We start from the raw sequence: 19613 nt of genomic DNA on the forward strand, positions 1-19613 counted from the left end.
AATAATTCTTTTGTAATGTTTGGTCTTTTATTATTTATAAGGAGTGTTGAAAATGGCAAAATATACAGAATTAGCATCGACATTGATTGAATTGATCGGTGGGAAAAAGAATGTTACGGCTGCGTGGCATTGTGTAACACGCTTACGTTTTAATGTGAAGGATGATAGTAAAATTAGAATTGATGCGATTAAGAACACTAAAGGGGTTATGGGCGCTCAATTTTCTGGAGATCAATTTCAAATAATCATTGGTAATGATGTTTCCAACGTCTTTGATGAGGTTGAGGAACAATTAGGAACATTATCAGGTGAAGCAGGAGATGGCAAAGGTAAAAATGGAAATATTGTAAATCAGTTAATGGATACGATTTCCGGGATATTTACCCCTGCTTTGCCTGCATTAGTTGGGACAGGATTATTAAAAGGTGTGCTTGCATTATGCACTGCTTTTAATTGGCTGCAGCTCGAAAGTACAGGTTACCAAGTATTAAATATTATTGCGGATTGTGCTTTTTATTTCTTGCCATTCATATTAGCCGTTTCTAGTGCTAAAAAGTTTAAAACGAATGAGTATTTAGCGCTTTGTATTGCAGGATCGTTACTTTACCCTTCAATGACAGCGGGAGCTGCTGCATTAATGGCGGGGGAAACAGTTAATCAGTTAAGTTTGTTTGGTATTCTGCCAATTCCTTACTTGACTTATAGCGCATCTGTAATTCCAATCATTTTAGCTACCTATCTTTTAAAATATGTTTATGACTTTGTGAAAAAATGGATGCCAGCTACATTAACTACAATGTTTACACCCATGTTGACTTTATTAGTTGTTATTCCTGTAACATTAATCGTTTTAGGACCAATTGGAACCTATATTGGCGGTGCGTTGGCAGGTGTTATCACTTGGTTATTCAATTCAGCAGGATTCGTTGGTGGTGCAATTATAGGTGCCTTTTATCCATTATTAGTTATGACAGGAATGCACTGGGCAATGTCACCGATTATGATTGATACATTTGCAAAATTTGGCTTTGATAATACACTAATGCCAGCGATGTTAGCAGCAACCTTTGCTATGGCTGGGGCAACTTTTGGTGTATTTCTTAAAACTAAAAATAAGGATATGAAACAACTTTCTTTATCTGCTGGAATGTCAGCAATTTTAGGAATCACTGAACCGGCATTGTACGGAGTTGTGCTAAAGCTAAAACGTCCTTTGTATGCAGCGATCGTTAGTGGTGGGATCGTAGGGATATTTTTCAATTTATTTAATGTAAAAACATTTGGTATGGCAATGCCGGGCTTGATTGCAATTCCAGGGTATGTTGATGCGAGTAATGGTCAAAATATCATTATTACTATCGTTGGGTCTCTGGCGGCTTTTCTTATCGCTGCTGGCTTGACTTGGGTATTAGGTTTCAATGAAGAAACTGAAGACACTTCTCAATCAAAAACGGAAGGAAGTGTGGCGTCAGGCAAACAGCTGAATATCAGTTCTCCTGTATCTGGCGAACTTGTACCAATTGAAACCATTTCTGATGCTACATTTTCAGAACAAATCATGGGATACACAGTAGCAATAAACCCAAATAGTAACAAGATTAAGTCTCCCGTTGAAGGTGAAGTGATCATGATAGCTGAAACAAAACATGCGATTGGTTTAAAAAGTGTAGACGGGTTGGAGATCTTGCTTCATTTAGGTATCGATACAGTAGAGCTTCAAGGCAAAGGTTTTGAACCTCAGGTGAAAGTTGGAGACCACGTTTCGGTAGGCGATTCTATTATGTCTATGGATATCAAGTTTATTAAAGAATCCGGTTATGATCCGGTCGTATTAACAATCATTACGAATAGTAACGATTATTTGAAGGTGCTACCAATACATTCAGAAGATGCTATCAATTTTAGTGATGAATTATCAGTAGTAGTAAGCTAGGAGGAAATAAGAGATGGATGAAAAAAAATTCCCACAAAGTTTTCTATGGGGAGGAGCGACAGCTGCGAATCAAATAGAAGGTGCTACAAGAGAAGATGGGAAAGGCTGGACAACTTCTGATACGTCAAAATACATTGAAGATCCAAAAAAAAGGATGCAGCAAATGCTGGCTCCGATGACCACTCAGAAAGTTCAGGAAGCATTAGAAGATACGGAGGGATTTTATCCTAAAAGAACGGGGATTGACTTCTATCATCGCTATAAAGAAGATATTGCTCTATTAGCTGAAATGGGCTTTAAGACCTTTCGATTTTCCATTTCATGGGCTAGAATTTTCCCCGAGGGTGACAATGAGCAACCAAATGAAGCAGGACTTCAGTTTTACGAGGCTGTTATTGATGAGCTGCTAAAATATCATATTGAACCATTAGTGACACTCAGTCATTATGATTTTCCGCTAGCACTATCATTTAAGCAAAATGGCTGGAGTAGTCGAAAAACAATAGCTGCTTTTGAAAAATATGCAGAAACGGTATTCACTCGTTTTAAAGGCAAAGTAAAATACTGGATATCCTTCAATGAAATGAATGTTATTGGTATGACAGGCTACTTATCTGGCGGAATTTTAGCGGATAAACTAACTGAAACTCAAGATAGCAATCAAGTAAATTTTCAAGCGGCACATCATCAAATGGTGGCTGCAGCCAAAGCGACTGCACTTTTACACAAAATCGATCCAGAAGCAAAAATGGGCTGTATGATTGTCAGATTTGAGAATTACCCAGAAACCACCAATCCGGAGACTGTCTTATCCAGTTTAAAATCAGATCAGGAAAACTTTTTGTTCACAGATGTATTAATGAAGGGCTATTATCCAAGCTTTTCTAAACGTTTGTTTAAAGAAAAAGGTGTTTCAATTAATAGTACGCAAGAGGATAAAGAATTACTTGCTGCTAATACTGCTGATTTTTTCTCTTTCAGTTATTATATGAGTGGGATTATTGCAGAAAATGAAGGCGAGGAAACAGCGGGCAATATCTTAGCAAGTAAAGAAAATCCGTATCTGGATAAAAGCGAATGGGGTTGGCAAATTGATCCAGTTGGACTGCGGATTAGCTTAAATAAGATATATGATCGTTATCAAAAACCGATATTTATTGTGGAAAATGGTCTAGGTGCTAAAGATACATTGACTATTGATCATCAAGTGAATGATGAGTATCGAATCAATTATTTACAGGCACATATTGAACAAATCGCTGAAGCAATTTCGGACGGCGTCGATATTATTGGTTATACGCCGTGGGGCTGTATCGATCTAGTTAGTGCTAGTGGAAACGAAATGTCTAAAAGATATGGATTTATTTATGTAGACTTAGATGATGATGGGAAAGGTTCCTTAAAAAGATACAAAAAAGCTTCTTTTGATTGGTATAAAAATGTTATTTCATCAAATGGTGAAATCGTATGAGAGAGCACGGGAAAAAATGGGGTTGTCAGCTAAACTATGGCAGTTAATGTAGTTAAGAGCTTTTAAAAATTAGAATTCTTCAACTTGGGATTAAAATACATGAAAAAATCTTTTCTAATGCAGGTTGGGTGATGAGCTTTATTTCAAACCAGTTATTGATCGACAGAGTTATCTGATTACGATTATTTTTACGATTGTTTTAATCATTATTGTGAATTATCTCTCCAATCAAAAAATCAATAAGATTAAAATGACTGAAGCACTTAAAAGTGTCGAATGATACATCTTTGATTTGATGACAACTCAATAAATCGAAGCTATTTAGGTAATTAAAAGTTGAGTAATGTTCTAAAATAGAACTTACTCAACTTTTTTATTAACTAAAAAAATGAAAATATAATTTGACATTCCACAAAAGAAGCGTATGATAAAAACATACCGATTGAATGTTTTTTTAAGAAAGGAGCGATTAGATGACTAAAAAATATACAGCCGAGGAAGCTAAATCATTAATTCTAGATGTTTCAACACAACTATTTATAGAAAAAGGCTATGAAAAAACATCTATTTCCGATATCGTCAAAGGTTTAGACGGTTTAACTAAAGGTGCCGTTTATCACCACTATGCATCTAAAGATGAGATCATAGATGCCGTCGTCAGACGATTTATTCCCAATGAAACTGCCTTAACAGCAATTATGGAGAAAGATAAATTAAATGGATTAGAGAAAATTCAGGCTCTGTTATTTGAAGGAATGTTCAATAGTGAGGCCAGTCAATCGCGAATCCTTAGTTTTACGTTATTAGATAATCCTAAATTCTTTTCAATGTATATTCGAACGACGAATGAAATTATGGCACCTTTAGTAGAAACCTGTTTGATCGAAGGAAACAGCGATGGATCAGCCACAGTTGATCAACCGAAACAAATGGCTGAATTAGCGATCTTGATTTTAAGTACATGGTTTATTCAGGCCTTGTTTCCAAATACAGTAGAGACCTTTTTTGAAAAATTAATGGCTGCCAAAACAATGCTTGAAAATAGTGGAATGCCAATTATCAGTGATGTATTTTTAGAGCAACTTGACCAACAAATTATGATAAAGGCGGCAGAACTAAATGACCAAACAACTGAAAACTAAATCACTAGGCGTCAAACTATTAAAAGTTATCGGCAAAGTAATCTTAGGTATAATCACCATCCTAATTGTGTCCTTAGTAATTACCTTTACGATTCACCAGATAAGTTTGAAAAGTGAAGCAAAACGAATTGAGTCTTATGGTGAGAAATTAAAAATATTTGATGGTGAGATGAATATTGTTGATGAAGGTAAAGGACAGAAAACGATTTTACTTTTACCAGGGCAAGGAACAGCTAGTCCTTATTTAGATTTTAAACCGATGATCGAAGAGTTGAAGAAAGAGTATCGTGTGGTTACGATTGAGCCATTTGGCTATGGCTTAAGCAGCCAAACGAATCGACGTCGTAGCGTTGAAAATATTGTGGAGGAAATCCATCAAGTAGCCAAAGAATTGAAGCTTTCTAAATACACTTTAATGGGGCATTCGATTGCGGGGCTTTATGCGGTGAATTACGCCCAAGTTTACCCAAAAGAAATGGAAGGCTTTGTGGGAATTGATTCCAGCACACCGGAACAACCTTGGCCTGGTATTGATATGACAGTCTTTGACTTCTTAAAAACAGCAGGTGTTTTTCGAGCGTTAATCAACATTAATCCAGAAACAGGGTTAGGGGTGAGTCAAGATAGTCCAGACTTTGAACAGATTAAGTTACTGACGATGAAGAATATGAGTAGTCCCGCGATGAAAGATGAACTTCAAGAATTAAGTAATAGCTTCCCTGATTCTCGTGGCTTAACCTATCCAAAAAATATGCCGGTTTTATTAGTTGTTGCAGATAATGATATGAATCAAAAAAATTGGCTTGAGCTGCATCAAGATCAGGTGAAAGGTTTAGATAAAGGAAAATTACTTCAACTGCCAGGCGCCCATTATTTACACCACACGCAAATGGAAACAATCGTAAAAGAAACAAGCAATTTTTTGAATAACTGACAGAGTTGAGGGATGACTATGAAAAAAATAGTGAAGATTTTAGGTATTTCAATCGGAAGTTTATTGGTGGTTGTGCTTCTTGTTTTCGTCGGAGTTTACGCAAATAATAAAATCCAACTAAAAAAAGAAACGAAAAAAATTATTCCTTATGGTCAAGAAGTGAAAGTAGAGAACAAATCGCTGCGCGTTCAAGTGACGGGGACTGGTGACGAAAAAATGGTGTTGTTACCAGGTTATCTAACGGGTTCTCCTGTTCTTGATTTTCAACCCCTAGTGAATAAGTTATCAAAAAAATATCAGGTCCTCGTGGTGGAACCCTTCGGCTATGGGTTAAGTGATGATACGGATAAAGTACGTTCCATTGAGAATTTAACGAGTGAGCTTCATCAAGTATTGGAGCAGTTAAATATCAGTTCGTATCACTTAGTAGGGCATTCTATTTCTGGAGTGTATTCACTTGCTTATATTAATGAGTATCCCAATGAAGTGAAAAGTTTTATTGGGATTGATAGTAGTTTGCCTACTCAAGGTGGAGCAGATGATAATCAAGGTGAGACCATTAAGTTATTGAGTCAATCAGGAATCTATCGTTTACTTTCTGATATAGAACCTTCATTTTTGAATGCCCCTAAGTTATCGAAAAAAGATACTGAACAATTTAAATATATTTCGCTAAAGAATATTGGGAATAAAGCGACATTGAATGAAGGAGAAGTCATGCAAGAGAATTTTGATAAAGTAGCTAACTTAACTTATCCAGTTCAGTTACCAGTCTTATACTTTTTAGCCTCTGAAAGTGTTGAGTCAGATGAGAAATGGGTTCTCCTACATGAAGATATGATAAAAGATAGTCAGAAATCTGAGATAAAGATATTAGAAGGGAGCCACTATTTACATCATACTCAATCTGAAAAAATAGTAGAAATAATCCCACATTTTTTAGAGAGGTAAATGTCATGGTACAAAATTTTGAGGAAAGTAAATGGCTAAATTCTGGCTAAAATATTAGTGCCATGACCTATCCGATAGAAAGGGTTTACATCCAAAAATAAAGATGCTATAATAACCCTGAAAACAAAAATACATTTTTTTGTATTTTTATTTTCGAGGTAAATATACAAAATTTTGTACGAAAGGAGAATTATCATGAAGAAAATCGTTATAGGTGGGCAAATCGAAAAATCAACAATCGAAGAACTGCTACAAAAGTATGGAAAGGGGAACTACGAAATCACCGTAAAAACCGATATCGATGCGGCAATGGCATTAAAAAATGGGACTGCTGACTATTATTTTGGGGCCTGCAATACAGGAGGCGGTGGCGCATTAGCAATGGCGATTGCATTATTGGGCGGAGATAAAACGGTAACATTAGGCATGCCGGGGACGACCGCATCTGAAGAAGAAATCAACCAGAGTGTAACTGCTGGGAAAATTGCTTTTGGTTTCACTTCACAAGATATGGACTTTATCATTTCAAATGTGATGAAAGCGCTTGAGAATAAGGAGGGGTAATAAAATGGCATTAAACATAGTAATCATGGCAGCATTATGTGCTGTAACAACGATTATGGCGAATACGAAAATTGCTGTTTTTAACGATGCTCTAAGACCGATCGTTTTAGAGTACCGTGAAAAGAGAGTCACAAAATCAGCATTAGGAACTACGGCACTGGCTTTTGGAATCGGGTATATAGTTGGGTTTATTCCACAGTCTATTGCGTCCAGCGTAATTATCATTCATGTTGTTTTATTGGGAACAGATATTATTGGTAGCTATTTGCCAGATGATAAAAGATATTCTATCTGGATAGCAGGAGCAGCTGGCGGAGTTTATGGTGTTGTGATGGGGGCGGGTCTAGGAACAATTCAAAAAGTATTTGAAATTCTTCCTTATAATTTCTTAGATAGTCTCGGTCAAGTCTCATCCGTTGTTTTAGTAGCATTTGCTGTTTTCCCAGCCTTAGTTGTAGCCCTTCAATATGGTTGGAAAAAAGGAATGATCACCTTTACAGCAACAGTATTAGCTCAAGTAGTGACAACACAATTTGGTTCGTTTAATTTAGCGAATGGTAATACGATCGTTATTAATGCGAATGCGATTGCGTTGCTTGTTGGGATGATTTTTATGATCAGTTATGCGATGAATGATAAAAGAGAAAGAACAGATTCTCAGGCACAATTGGCAAATATCTTTGCGGAACGAGTAAAACAAATTAAGAAATATTGGTACTTATTTGCTTTATCTGGCGCATTGATTGCTTTGGCGGCTTCGATGTCAATTGTAACGGAATCTGCACTCTCAGCTCCATTATACCAAGAAGGTCAATTTAATTCAGCTGCTTTGACCGAATTAGCTCGAGTTGTTGGATTTATTCCATTAGTTGTAACGACTGGAATTGCTACAGGAACTTATTCACCAGCTGGCATCAAGATGGTTTTTGTGATTGGCTCAATCGGTGCGGCGATGGGACAACCGCTTTTAGCCTTTGTGGCAGGCGGTATTTGGATGTCCATCGAAGTGTTACTCTTAACGAAATTCTCTGTATTGTTGGATCGATTCCCAGGAATGCGTGATGCTGGTGATAATATTCGAACAGCGATCACAAAAGTCTTAGAAATTGCCTTGCTTGTTGGTGGTGTGATCGCAGCAACAGCAATTGCTCCTGCTTGGGGTGGTTTATTTGTTGTTGGACTTTACGTATTAAATGGCACATTCAAAAAGAAAATGGTCGACCTTGCAATTGGACCAGTGGGTGCCTTATTAGTCGGTGTGATTTCAAATGTTTTAGTATTACTTAATTTAATGACACCACCAGGACTTTAAAAAATTTAGGAGACGACAACGAATGAGCTTAGTAGATGGAATCACTTATATGCATGAACATACGACAATTGATTTGTCTCGTATAAAAAATATCGACGATACAAACCTAAATTGTTTTGAGGAAACAATCATAGAATTTAAAGAACTTTATGATAAAGGCGTCCGTAATATTGTGGACGTTACAAATTTAGATATGAAGAGAAATCCATTATATGTCCAAAAAGTGGCAGAAGCATCAGGTATCAATATTGTGCAAGCAACGGGCTTTTACACTGAAAAATTTTTACCTACTATTGTTACGGAATGGTCAGTTGAAGATTTGGGGAAATTAATGATCAAGGAAATCCAAAGTGGTATCGCAGATACAACTATTAAAGCTGAGATCATTGGTGAAATTGGTTCAAGTAAAGATGGTTGGACGGTAAATGAGAAAAAAGTTTTCGATGCATCTGTGATTGCCCATAAGGAAACGGGTGTGCCAATTACCACCCACACAACCCTTGGCACAAACGGTCATGAACAAGTTCAGTTTTTTAAAGAAAATAATGTTGATTTAGCATCTGTTGTGATTGGACATGTTGATTTAAGTGGCAATCTTGAGTACATTTTAAACATGTTAGACCAAGGTGTCTATGTAGAATTTGATACAATAGGAAAAGAGAACTATCAACCAGATGCACTCCGTGTATCGATGTTAAAAGAAATTGAAAAAAGAGGATTAGCAGATCAGGTCTTTTTATCAATGGACATTACCCGAAAATCAAATATGAAATTTAAAAATGGCATTGGTTATTCGTATTTACTTGATACGTTTGTCCCAATGATGAAAGAAGCAGGAATTTCGAGTAACACAGTTGAAAAAATGCTGATTCATAATCCTTTGAATTTCTTTGGACAAGGAGTGAAATGAACATGAAAACATTTCCTTTAGAAACGATGAATCTAGAAGAAGCAATGAAGAAACAATTTCAAATTGTCGATTGTATTACGAGAAATTTTGAAGGTTCAGAAATCTTAACACGTGGCGATTTAGGCGTTGTGCCAGGTTATAATCAACCCATCACTACGAATAAAGTAGAGAGTGTGTTGAAAGAGTTATTTACGGCAGAGGCAGCAATGTTGGTGCGCGGTGCGGGTACAATGGCGATTCGTCTGTCATTACATGCGGCAAGTAAAAAATATGGAAAAACAGTACTCGTTCACGATGCACCAGTATATCCCACGACGCAAACATCGATTGAGATGCTGGGTTTAAAAACAGTTGTTGCTGATTTTAACCAACCAGAAGCAATTAAAACTGCACTTTCTGAAAATGATATCCAATTGGCAATCGTTCAATTTACAAGGCAAAAGCCTGACGATGCTTACCAGCCAGAAGCTGTTATTCAACAAATAAAAAAACAAAATAAAGATATTGTGATCATCACAGATGACAATTATTCTACCTTAAAAGTACCCAAAATCGGCGTAGAATGCGGTGCAGATCTCTCTTGTTTTTCGACTTTCAAATTATTAGGACCAGAAGGTGTCGGCTGTATTGTAGGAGATGCCCAATTGATCAAAGCGTTACGTAAAGAGAACTATTCTGGAGGATTGCAGGTACAAGGGTTTGAAGCAATAGCAGTATTGCAAGGGTTGATATATGCACCGGTAGCTTTAGCGATTTCATCTCAAGTTTCTGAGGAAGTAGAAACGCGCTTAAATTCTGGTGAAATTAAAGGCGTAAAGCAAGCCTTTATCGCTAATGCTCAGTCTAAAGTGATCATTGTAGAGTTTGACCAACCGATAGCACCGGAAATACTGAAACAAGCAGAAAAACGAGGAGCAGCTCCTAATCCAGTAGGTGCTGAATCAAAATATGAATTTGTCCCGATGTTTTATCGACTTTCAGGAACCTTTAGAGCAGCATCTCCAGAAAGTACTAAAACGATGATTCGGATCAATCCGATGAGAGCAGGTGCAGATACGATCATTAGAATTATAAAAGAGTCAATAGAAGGGAATTAAAGCCAATGCAAGAGGAATTTCTAAATAAAACGGGAAAAGCAATTCAACAATTATCAGGTGAGTTGATTTTATTATCTGAAGGTAGCCGTATGCCTGTGATTTCAGAGTTTCAAAAAAAATATGGGATGTCACGGGGAACGGTTCAGAATGCTTTGAATTACTTGAAAGAAGAAAAAATAATCCACACAGTAAGTCAAGGACGTCAAGGGACGATTTTGACCACGATCGACTACCAACGATTACAAAAAATTGTGATCGAAGGACCGATTCGTGGAACGATGCCGTTACCGTACTCCAAGACATACGAAGGGTTTGCGACCGGTTTATATGAAGTATTTCAACGTGCAGAAATTCCTTTGAGCATGGCTTATGTAAGAGGTTCTAAAGATCGAATGGATTTGACGAGTGAAAAAACCATGCATTTTTCAATTGTATCAAAACTAGCTGCGCTACAAGCAATAGCGGAAGAGAACAAGTTAGAAATTTTTAAAGACTTTGGACCTCGCAGTTATTTGTCTAATCATGTAATGATCTTTTCAAATCCCAAAAGCTCAAAAATTGAAAACCATATGCGTGTGGGAATTGACCATAATTCTTACGATCAACAGATTTTAACAGAAAATGCGACAGTTGGTAAAAAAGTTGAATTTATCGAAGTGCCAAGTCATCAATTGATTTATTCACTGGAACAAGGACTGATCGATGTAGGAATTTGGAATTACGATGAAATCAAAGATCGAAAATTAGATCATTTAAACTATCAGTTTCTTGAAGGTAGTGTCGAAGATGATTTATCCAGTACAGCAGTTTGTGTAGTCCATAAAGACAATCTGCTATTAAAAAAAATCTTAATGAGTGTGATCGATGAAACAAAAATTTTATCTGTTCAAAAGCAAGTAATAGAAGGTAAAATGATCCCTCATTACTAAAAGGACGTTTAGAATGATTGGAAAAAAACTAGAAATTTTAAAAGACTCAAAGATAATAGATGAAGAAACAGAACAGTTCGTTTTGACAGTGAATAACTATTTACTTGAACAAAAAGTCATCAATAACGAAGAACATCTAGATATGTTTTTAACGCATATCGCTATGGCAGATGCAAGGCAGAAAAAGAATGAGCCTGTAATCGGCATGGATGAGCTGATTTTATCTGAGATTCAGAATGATGAAAAACTAGCAGAATCGAAAGCATTATGGCAAGAACTATCTCGCTATTGTGCGACAACCTTTAGCCAAGAGGAACTGTGGTTTATTTATATGCACATTATTAATCTATTGAAGAAAGAGCAGTAAGGGGGGATTCATTTGTTTCTACCGATGATGAAACAAGAAAATCCTGCCTTGATAGACGCAGGAATTTATTTACACCAAACTGGACAAATTCTTCCCGATACTTACATTTTAGACTTAGATACAATTCGTATGAATGGTGCAGTGATGTTAGAGAACGCAAAGAAAATCGGCATCGAACTGTTTTTTATGCTAAAACAAATTGGTCGAAATCCGTTGATTGCAAAAGAATTAATGGCAATCGGCTATCGTGGAGCTGTGGTAGTCGACTTTAAAGAAGCACTCATCATGATGGAAAATCATATTCCTCTCTTTAATGTTGGGCACTTAGTGCAAATACCAGATCAGCTCATAGAAAACATTATGGTTTACGGTGCGGAATATATCACTGTTTTTTCCCTTGAAAAATTAGAGCAGATCAATGCAGTAGCTCAAAAATTAGGCATCAAGCAAAAGGTTTTGCTAAAAGTTGTTGCAGATGATGATCAATTATATGAAGGGCAGTTTGGCGGATTTTTATTAAAAGATCTTGCTGAAACAAGTAACGTTTTTCATGAATTCGGAGCTATTGAATTTAGTGGTATTACTTCTTTTCCTTGTTTTTTATTTGACGAGACATACACCACATTATCACAAACAAAAAATGTAGAAACAATCGAAAAAGCTCGAGCTATTATGCGTCAGGCAGGTTTTGCAGTACCTGAGCTGAATGTTCCTTCTGCATCATGTAGCGAAACATTTCCATTTATTAAAGAAATTGGCGGAACACAAGCGGAACCAGGGCATGCGTTGACTGGAACGACGCCATTGCATGCTTATAAAGTACAGCCAGAAAAACCAGCTTTAGTTTATGTAAGTGAAATATCCCATAATTTTAAAGGAAAAGCCTATTTTTATGGTGGTGGCTACTATCGCAGAGGTCATTTGAATTCAGTGCTAATCGATGAAGCAAACATTCGCACAGAGGATCAGGTTGAATCATTTTCAGATGAAAGTATTGATTATTATCTTTCTATCTCAGCGGAACATCATGTTGGGGCAACCGTGATTGCTGCTTTTCGTACCCAAATATTTGTTACGAGAAGCAATGTGGCGGTTGTAAAAGGAATTAGTGAAGGCAAACCAGAGATAGTCGGGATTTTTGATAGTCAAGGAAGAAGGATTTAAAAAATGAGTCGATTTATTATTAATGTTTTAGACAGCTTTGGTGTAGGGGCAATGAAGGATGTACCATTGGTTAGACCAGCAGATAATGGCTCAAACACAGCGAAGCACATTATAGAAAAGATTCCTACAATAACGATCCCTACATTAACAAAACTTGGATTGATGAATATTCTAGAATTTGAAACAGAAGAATTAACATTTTCACCAAAAGCAAATTATGGAAAAGCGAATTTAACTCATCATGGTGCTGATTCATTTTTAGGCCATCAGGAGATTTCTGGAACGACACCAAAAGAACCATTAAATCAGGCGTTCAATGAAGTGATCGATGAAGTTTTCGAACATTTGAAAGCCAAAGGGTATCAGGTTCGCTATGTAGGAGAAATAGATGAGCCTAAGATTTTAGTTGTAAATGAAGTGGCTACAATTGGTGATAATTTAGAAACGGATTTAGGTCAAGTTTTTAATGTTTCAGCAGCTCTTGATGATATTTCATTTGAAGATGTGACAGTTTTAGGAAAAGCCGTCCGAGAAGTGGTCAAAGTATCTAGGGTGATTACATTTGGTGGACATGGCATCCATTTGGCTGATTTATTAGATGCTAGAACTGTGATTGGAAAATTTGCTGGAGTGGATGCACCAAAATCAGGTGTTTATAATAATGATTATCATGTTATTCACCTCGGATATGGGATTGATCCTAACGTCCAAATTCCTACGATATTAGATCAAGCAGGAATTCCAGTAGCTTTATTTGGCAAAGCGGCGGATATTATTCAAACCTCCAGTGAAAAACTGTTTCCTGGTGTAGATACTGAAGAACTATACGATAAACTGATTGCAGAAGTGAAAGCAAATGACAATGGTTTATTCTTCATTAATATCCAAGAAACGGATTTGGCTGGACATGCAGAAGATGTTGAAAGGTATGCGGATCGCTTAGAAATCAGTGATAAGAAACTAGCAGAATTAATTCCTCTTTTAAATCAAGGAGATTTGCTGATCATAATGGCTGATCATGGGAATGACCCAACAATTGGTCATAGCCAACATACACGAGAACTCGTGCCCTTGTTGGTTTATAGTCTTGGTATTGAAGGAAAAGCGATTGGTGAAAGAGAAACGATGGCAGATGTAGCAGCTACGGCAGCAGAATTTTTTGAAGTAGGGAATCCGCAAAACGGCCAATCATTTCTTCATAAGTTAAACAGTTGATTTTTTATATTGCTGAGTGATGTTCTGAATCAGGACTCACTCAGCTTTTTAATATCATTTTCGACAAGCTAAGAAAAAACAGAGGGGATCGACTAAAAACGAATTGCATTGTTATAAAGAGTCTAATACAATGAACATGACGAATGGATTGACTGTTCTATTAACGAAAGTCAGAAAATAAAGGAAGTAGGTGATCCAATCATGAAATCAAACAAAGAGAAAGATTCTTTTTTTATCGAGGATCGAAAGTCCTTATCACCTTCAATAACTGGGAGCAGCTTACCTCTGGAAATTGCTACGCGTATTGATCTTTATCCAGAAAATAAACGGAGACCCGTTAATAAAACAATATTCAAAAATGAGTATTTCCAATTAACCTACAATATGAAAGAAAACTCGCTAAATATATCTTCCAGAGGTGATCTTGTCTACTCTGCAATCCCTTATGATACGGCTAGGAACTATATCCAACGTGCAGCGATTCAATATTTACTTCATCCAGAAGTCGCTCACCAATACATCGAGTCACACAAAATAAATTTAGAAACTTATCTTAAGCTCAGTATTTTTCAAGTAACAAATAAACGAGTAGATGAAAATTCTGCTAAAGTGACCCAAGCGTATGAAGCAATATTTAAAGATCCATTATTTGAGATCCAAATACTAGGACGTTTATTGCAACATGATGAAACTGGAGCACTTTCGGCTAATCTTGCAGGGAAGTTTTTATTCAGTGAAAATGTCAAAACAGGAATATCCGGCTATATTTCAGAATACCTTAAGTTTGTTGTTCAGTTGACTCAAGCTTTACCTCTAATGACGGATGGAAAAAATATCCGACTATTAGAATCAGTCATGCAAAATAGTGCGATTTCGGCTAATCATTTAACCTTTGAATCTGATATTACATCGGCGTTAAGTTTACTTCCTCAAGAAGTCAAACAAACAATAGAAAATTCAATCATTATCGGGAGCCAAACTATACCTACAAACAATAAATTACTTTTACGATCAGAATTTGGAAAAGAACTGTCTGAGGTTAGGCAAAACTACGTTGCTCATAGTGTTGATCCAAAAGAACTGGAACAGTATTTTGAAAATGTTCTTCCGATAGAAAATCCTAATTTAGTAAATGTTGTTTCCGACGTCCATGCGACAGATGAGAATCTTCCATTCACGAATAAAAACTTCAATATCATAGTTGGAACTTCAGAGGATTCTCCTATAGTTGATGAAGAAATCAAGGGACTCTATGTTATAGGGAATCACGAATTATCTGATGTACTGCCAAAAAGCCAAAGTAAAGAAAACGAAGAATGGAAGAAATGGACTCCTTTTTTCAAAAATAAATGGTTTCAAGATCTTATGCGGAATCCAGATGATTCTTGGTATCAACTGCCTATAGGCAATCATATCTATTACGAGTGTGTAAAAGACGAAATTGAAAAGCGGTTTCCTAAAATGAACGTGTTAAATAATAGCAGTTTTGTTCATAATGGTATTCGCTATATCGGACTGACAATTCCAGTTGTATTAGTGAGACGAAAAAAAGCACAACAAAAATTTATCTTAGAGGCATTAAATCACCTATTAAACAAAGACCATGATATTCCAACCGTAATTGTTTCACATGCACCTTTATTTAATGAACTAAGCATGCTTTCACCAGACAGTACGGCATATAAAAAAGACTATGTTTGCTCAGAGCTAAAAATTGAAAAGCTCTTTGAAGAGTACAATATAATTGGTGCTATTCATGGTCATCATCATATACCAGCATCCTTTGGCCGATATAAAATGGTGCATTTTGCAGGAAAAGAATTGTTTGTCGTTTGCTCGATCTATTCTAAAATAAACACGGGATTTGAGTTGATGAATTTACTAAAGAGTGAAAATTAGCACTTAGTGATCTAGCTAAGTGCTTTTCTTGTGTCTAAAAAGTAAAAATACTTTAATAAAAGAATAATAAATATTTTAAGCTTACTTATTGTAAGTTCTCTTTTTGCATGATATAATAAACCATCAATTAAAGGAGGATACAAAATTAATGCAGTTAAAAAACGCAACAAGCACGAGTCTTTTATTACTAAGAATAACGTTAGGGATTACTATGGCAATACATGGTATAGCAAAGTTTTCAGATTTAAAAGGAACGACTGATTTCTTTGTTAGCTTAGGTCTACCAGCTTTCATGCCTGTAATTATTGCACTGATCGAAGTTGGCGGAGGTATTTTTATGATTATTGGTTTACTAGTACCTTTGGTTTCACTAGGTTTTATTGCTATTCTAGGCTCAGCTATGTTTATGTTAAAATCTGGAAGTGGTTTTGTTGGTGGCTATGAATTAGAGTTGTTGCTAATCGTTATGTCAGTAGTATGTGGTTACTCACATTTCAACAAAAAAATTATTCAATTCATACCGCCAGCTTAATTTAAATAAAGGTAATATGAATTAAAGCTATAATGAAAAAAGCAGTAAATCGATTTTTATTTCGATTTATTGCTTTTTTTAATATATTAGATTAAGAATTTTACCTTCACTCAGTTGATATGAATAAAGTATTTTAGTGAAACATATTCAAAATGAGCATGTTGTAGCGCGTGCTAAACTATAAAAAAGCTTGTCAATCAGATTCAATGACTAAAGATTTTTAAATAAAACCGTATTCATTTAATTTTTTGAGCCAATCCTATTGACATCAAAAGCTATTTGCGTTAATATCAAACAGCATTAGTTACTAACACTGTTAGCTATTAATGGTAGAAGTAACTATTTTGAAAAAAGGAGGAGTCATATGTCATTCGCAGAAGAGGCCGAACAAGAACTTATGCGTCTAATGGTTCAAAATCGACATAGCGCATTTAGTAGACTAGAAAAGAGCAATCAAGGTGAAAGTATTGTTATTAAGTTTCTACATCGTTATGGGGAGCCAACTAGCCCAAAGCATCTCGCTGAATCATTGAATTTATCTAGCGCTCGTATCGCCGTTGTCTTAGGAAGTTTAGAAAAAAAAGGACAAATCGAACGGAAAATGGATCCAGATGATCGCCGCCGTATCAACGTTACGCTAACGGAGTGCGGGAAAAAAGCAGCAAAACTGCAAAAGAAAGAAATGCGCGATAAGATCGTTCAGGTTTTTAAACTAATGGGAGAAACAGACACCAAACAGTTCATCGAGCTAACTGCGAAATTCGTAGACTACTCCCAACAAATTTCCCAGAAAGAGGAAGGTGACCAATAGTGAAGATTTTCAAATATCTCGGCAAATACTGGTATGCGGTCATCGCAGTTCTTGTGCTTTTAGTCGTACAGGCAAATAGTGATTTAAGCTTACCAAAATTAACATCGGGAATCGTCGATGTCGGTATTCAACAAGGAGGGCTTGAATATTCTACACCTGAAAAAATCAGGAAAACAACTCTTCAGGGCATCGAAATGTTCATGACAGACGATGAGAAAAAAACAATTGAAGACAACTATAAATTAACGACTGAAAAAATTGATGGAAAAGAAGTTGAAGTTTATACATTAAATCTTCAAGACGGTATGACCGAAGCTAAGTTAGCTGATATCTTTAATCTACCGATGATGATGCTTGCTTCCGCTCAATCTAAAGATTCATCTAGTGGTAGTGAAGCAAAAGCAATTATCGACGATTATAAAGCAGTTGGAGAAGATGCTGCTAAAGCAAAACAGCTTGGTGAAGAAGCAACAACATTAGGAGAACAAGCAAAAGCAGCAGGTGCTGCGGCAGCCTCAGCAACAGATAGTGCTACAGCAACTGAAAAAGGGACTGAAGCTCAAGAGTTGGCTGCAAAAGCACAAGCAAAAGGTGCAGAAGCGAAAGCGTTAGCTGACTCAATCAAAACAACGACAGATGCTATGCCTGCAAAAGTCGAAGCCGCTCGTAAAGAGACTAAAAACAGCTTAGGCGATTTAGGGGCAGATTCAATGAAAACAGTAGGGATTCAATTGACCCTTGCTGAATATAAAGCACTAGATATGAATACGCAACAAATTCAAACAGATTATATGGTCAAAACAGGAACTAAAATGGTTCTCTTAACCCTTGTTTCTGCAGTGGCTGCAATCATTGTTGGGTTGATCGCCTCATTAGTAGCAGCTTCTGTTGGGCGAAACTTGCGAGTCGGTCAATATGAACGAACATTGCAATTTTCAAATACTGAAATGGAGAAATTCTCTCCAGCTTCATTGATTACACGTAATACCAATGATATCCAACAAATGCAAATGGGAATCGTAATGATCATGCGTATCGTGTTATATGCACCGATATTAGGTATTGGCGGGATTTATAATGTCTATCAAACAGGAACAGGTATGGGCTGGATCGTCGGTGTAGCTGTCGCAGCAGTTCTAGTGTTAGTCCTAAGCTTACTCGTAACAACAATGCCTAAATTTAAAGCATTACAGAACTTAGTGGATAGAGTCAACTTGGTTTCTCGTGAAATCATCACTGGATTACCTGTTATTCGTGCATTTTCACGTGAAAAATTCGAAGAAGAGCGTTTTGATGTTGCGAATACGAATTTAATGAAAACTCAATTATTCGTTAACCGTGCAATGTCTATTATGATGCCAGTCATGATGTTATTGATGAATGGTATTTCAGTTTTGATCGTTTGGGTCGGCGGACATAATATGAATAACGGTCAATTACAAGTTGGGGATATGATGGCCTTTATTACGTATACGATGCAAATCGTTATGGCCTTTATGATGTTGTCAATGGTTTCAATTATCTTACCTCGTGCTAATGTTGCTGCTGGTCGTGTGGAAGAAGTTCTCGAAACAGAACCAACGATCAAAGATCCAGAACAACCTAAAGATGACCATGACTTCAAAGGTGAAGTGAAATTTGAAGCGGTAGAATTCCGTTACGGCGATGCGGATGAAGATGTCTTACATCATATCAATTTTACGGCAAAACCAGGTCAAACAACAGCGTTGATCGGTTCAACAGGTTCAGGCAAATCAACGATCGTTAACTTGATCCCACGTTTGTTTGATGTAACAGGTGGGCGAATTACGATCGATGGCATCGATATTCGTGAGATGAGTTTGCATAAATTACATGAAATCATTGGATTTGTGCCGCAAAAAGGGATCTTATTCTCAGGTGATATTGCCTCAAATATCAAATTTGGGGATGCAAATATCTCGGATGAACAAATGCGAAAAGCAGCTGAAATTGCTCAAGCTGAAGAATTCATCGATTCAAATGAAAAAGGCTACGATCGGGAAATTTCTCAAGGTGGAACGAACGTTTCTGGTGGACAAAAACAACGATTATCCATCGCTCGTGCCTTAGCGAAAAATCCTAAAATCTTGATCTTTGATGACTCATTCTCAGCACTGGATAATAAAACAGATGTGGCGTTGAGAAAAGCCTTATCTGAAAATATCAAAGGTGCGACGCAAATCATCGTTGCTCAAAAAATCTCTACGATTCTTCACGCAGATAATATTATCGTATTGAACGAAGGTCGTGTTGTAGATCATGGAACACATGATGAATTAATGAAATCATCCACTGTCTATCAAGAAATTGCTCAATCACAATTGAGTAATGCTGAATTAGGCATAGAAGAAGCAGAGTAGG

Annotated in this window: 17 protein-coding genes; all 17 read left to right on the top strand. The window is 36.5% G+C overall.

The genetic code is table 11. The features are described from left to right. Positions 1-52: 52 nt before the first annotated feature. The 17 genes from AC4BB7_RS07100 to AC4BB7_RS07180 all read left to right on the top strand — a co-directional run bounded on the left by AC4BB7_RS07100 (position 53) and on the right by AC4BB7_RS07180 (position 19612). Positions 53-1933, top strand: coding sequence for a beta-glucoside-specific PTS transporter subunit IIABC (locus AC4BB7_RS07100; RefSeq protein WP_490484874.1), 1881 nt, complete (start codon positions 53-55; stop codon positions 1931-1933). Positions 1934-1946: 13 nt separating this feature from the next. Continuing rightward, positions 1947-3404 carry a glycoside hydrolase family 1 protein gene (locus AC4BB7_RS07105; protein ID WP_490484875.1) on the top strand — a complete coding sequence of 486 codons (1458 nt, stop codon included), beginning with the start codon at positions 1947-1949 and terminating at the stop codon, positions 3402-3404. 473 nt (positions 3405-3877) lie between these two features. Next, positions 3878-4546: a TetR/AcrR family transcriptional regulator gene (locus AC4BB7_RS07110; RefSeq protein WP_490484876.1), complete on the top strand. Its 669-nt coding sequence runs from the start codon at positions 3878-3880 to the stop codon at positions 4544-4546. Beyond that, positions 4524-5480 carry an alpha/beta fold hydrolase gene (locus AC4BB7_RS07115; RefSeq protein ID WP_490484877.1) on the top strand — a complete coding sequence of 319 codons (957 nt, stop codon included), beginning with the start codon at positions 4524-4526 and terminating at the stop codon, positions 5478-5480. The genes AC4BB7_RS07110 and AC4BB7_RS07115 overlap by 23 nt, the downstream gene beginning before the upstream one ends. 18 nt (positions 5481-5498) lie before the next feature. Then, positions 5499-6431: an alpha/beta fold hydrolase gene (locus tag AC4BB7_RS07120; protein WP_490484878.1), complete on the top strand. Its 933-nt coding sequence runs from the start codon at positions 5499-5501 to the stop codon at positions 6429-6431. 195 nt (positions 6432-6626) lie between these two features. Next, complete coding sequence (locus AC4BB7_RS07125; RefSeq protein WP_490484879.1) at positions 6627-6995, top strand: DUF2620 domain-containing protein; 369 nt, start codon at positions 6627-6629, stop codon at positions 6993-6995. A 4-nt stretch (positions 6996-6999) separates the two neighbouring features. Continuing rightward, positions 7000-8307, top strand: coding sequence for a YhfT family protein (locus tag AC4BB7_RS07130; RefSeq protein ID WP_490484880.1), 1308 nt, complete (start codon positions 7000-7002; stop codon positions 8305-8307). A gap of 22 nt (positions 8308-8329) precedes the next feature. After that, entirely contained in the window at positions 8330-9217 is an 888-nt protein-coding gene (locus tag AC4BB7_RS07135; RefSeq protein ID WP_490484881.1) for a phosphotriesterase family protein, read from the top strand. Between the two features lie 2 nt (positions 9218-9219). Further along, the gene (locus tag AC4BB7_RS07140; protein WP_490484882.1) at positions 9220-10314 is read left to right on the top strand and encodes an aminotransferase class V-fold PLP-dependent enzyme; all 1095 of its coding nucleotides are present in this window, start codon (positions 9220-9222) and stop codon (positions 10312-10314) included. 5 nt (positions 10315-10319) lie between these two features. Then, positions 10320-11243, top strand: a complete 924-nt coding sequence (yhfZ, locus tag AC4BB7_RS07145; protein WP_025868595.1) for a GntR family transcriptional regulator YhfZ — start codon at positions 10320-10322, stop codon at positions 11241-11243. Between the two features lie 13 nt (positions 11244-11256). Further along, on the top strand, positions 11257-11610 hold the full coding sequence (locus AC4BB7_RS07150; RefSeq protein WP_025868596.1) for a PRD domain-containing protein: 354 nt from the start codon (positions 11257-11259) through the stop codon (positions 11608-11610). Positions 11611-11622: 12 nt separating this feature from the next. Next, positions 11623-12774, top strand: a complete 1152-nt coding sequence (locus tag AC4BB7_RS07155) for a YhfX family PLP-dependent enzyme (protein WP_490484883.1) — start codon at positions 11623-11625, stop codon at positions 12772-12774. A 3-nt stretch (positions 12775-12777) separates the two neighbouring features. Beyond that, entirely contained in the window at positions 12778-13989 is a 1212-nt protein-coding gene (locus tag AC4BB7_RS07160) for a phosphopentomutase (RefSeq protein WP_490484884.1), read from the top strand. 201 nt (positions 13990-14190) lie between these two features. Further along, positions 14191-15888, top strand: a complete 1698-nt coding sequence (locus AC4BB7_RS07165; protein WP_490484885.1) for a metallophosphoesterase family protein — start codon at positions 14191-14193, stop codon at positions 15886-15888. Between the two features lie 148 nt (positions 15889-16036). Continuing rightward, positions 16037-16420 (top strand): DoxX family protein, encoded by a 384-nt coding sequence (locus AC4BB7_RS07170; protein WP_490484886.1) that lies wholly within the window; start codon positions 16037-16039, stop codon positions 16418-16420. Between the two features lie 364 nt (positions 16421-16784). Then, complete coding sequence (locus AC4BB7_RS07175; RefSeq protein WP_086312720.1) at positions 16785-17231, top strand: MarR family winged helix-turn-helix transcriptional regulator; 447 nt, start codon at positions 16785-16787, stop codon at positions 17229-17231. Continuing rightward, the gene (locus AC4BB7_RS07180) at positions 17231-19612 is read left to right on the top strand and encodes an ABC transporter ATP-binding protein (RefSeq protein ID WP_086312722.1); all 2382 of its coding nucleotides are present in this window, start codon (positions 17231-17233) and stop codon (positions 19610-19612) included. Before AC4BB7_RS07175 ends, AC4BB7_RS07180 begins: the two co-directional genes overlap by 1 nt. Position 19613 lies beyond the last annotated feature (1 nt).

Source organism: Enterococcus sp. AAFC-DPL-5182 (genome assembly GCF_058216605.1).

Bases quoted from the DNA above. Each gene is read 5' to 3' on its own strand.
- AC4BB7_RS07115 (WP_490484877.1), top strand. From the start codon at position 4,524: ATGACCAAACAACTGAAAACTAAATCACTAGGCGTCAAACTATTAAAA.
- AC4BB7_RS07170 (WP_490484886.1), top strand. From the start codon at position 16,037: ATGCAGTTAAAAAACGCAACAAGCACGAGTCTTTTATTACTAAGAATA.
- AC4BB7_RS07105 (WP_490484875.1), top strand. From the start codon at position 1,947: ATGGATGAAAAAAAATTCCCACAAAGTTTTCTATGGGGAGGAGCGACA.
- AC4BB7_RS07120 (WP_490484878.1), top strand. From the start codon at position 5,499: ATGAAAAAAATAGTGAAGATTTTAGGTATTTCAATCGGAAGTTTATTG.
- AC4BB7_RS07175 (WP_086312720.1), top strand. From the start codon at position 16,785: ATGTCATTCGCAGAAGAGGCCGAACAAGAACTTATGCGTCTAATGGTT.
- AC4BB7_RS07140 (WP_490484882.1), top strand. From the start codon at position 9,220: ATGAAAACATTTCCTTTAGAAACGATGAATCTAGAAGAAGCAATGAAG.
- AC4BB7_RS07110 (WP_490484876.1), top strand. From the start codon at position 3,878: ATGACTAAAAAATATACAGCCGAGGAAGCTAAATCATTAATTCTAGAT.
- AC4BB7_RS07130 (WP_490484880.1), top strand. From the start codon at position 7,000: ATGGCATTAAACATAGTAATCATGGCAGCATTATGTGCTGTAACAACG.
- AC4BB7_RS07160 (WP_490484884.1), top strand. From the start codon at position 12,778: ATGAGTCGATTTATTATTAATGTTTTAGACAGCTTTGGTGTAGGGGCA.
- AC4BB7_RS07165 (WP_490484885.1), top strand. From the start codon at position 14,191: ATGAAATCAAACAAAGAGAAAGATTCTTTTTTTATCGAGGATCGAAAG.
- AC4BB7_RS07135 (WP_490484881.1), top strand. From the start codon at position 8,330: ATGAGCTTAGTAGATGGAATCACTTATATGCATGAACATACGACAATT.
- AC4BB7_RS07150 (WP_025868596.1), top strand. From the start codon at position 11,257: ATGATTGGAAAAAAACTAGAAATTTTAAAAGACTCAAAGATAATAGAT.
- AC4BB7_RS07100 (WP_490484874.1), top strand. From the start codon at position 53: ATGGCAAAATATACAGAATTAGCATCGACATTGATTGAATTGATCGGT.
- AC4BB7_RS07125 (WP_490484879.1), top strand. From the start codon at position 6,627: ATGAAGAAAATCGTTATAGGTGGGCAAATCGAAAAATCAACAATCGAA.
- yhfZ (WP_025868595.1), top strand. From the start codon at position 10,320: ATGCAAGAGGAATTTCTAAATAAAACGGGAAAAGCAATTCAACAATTA.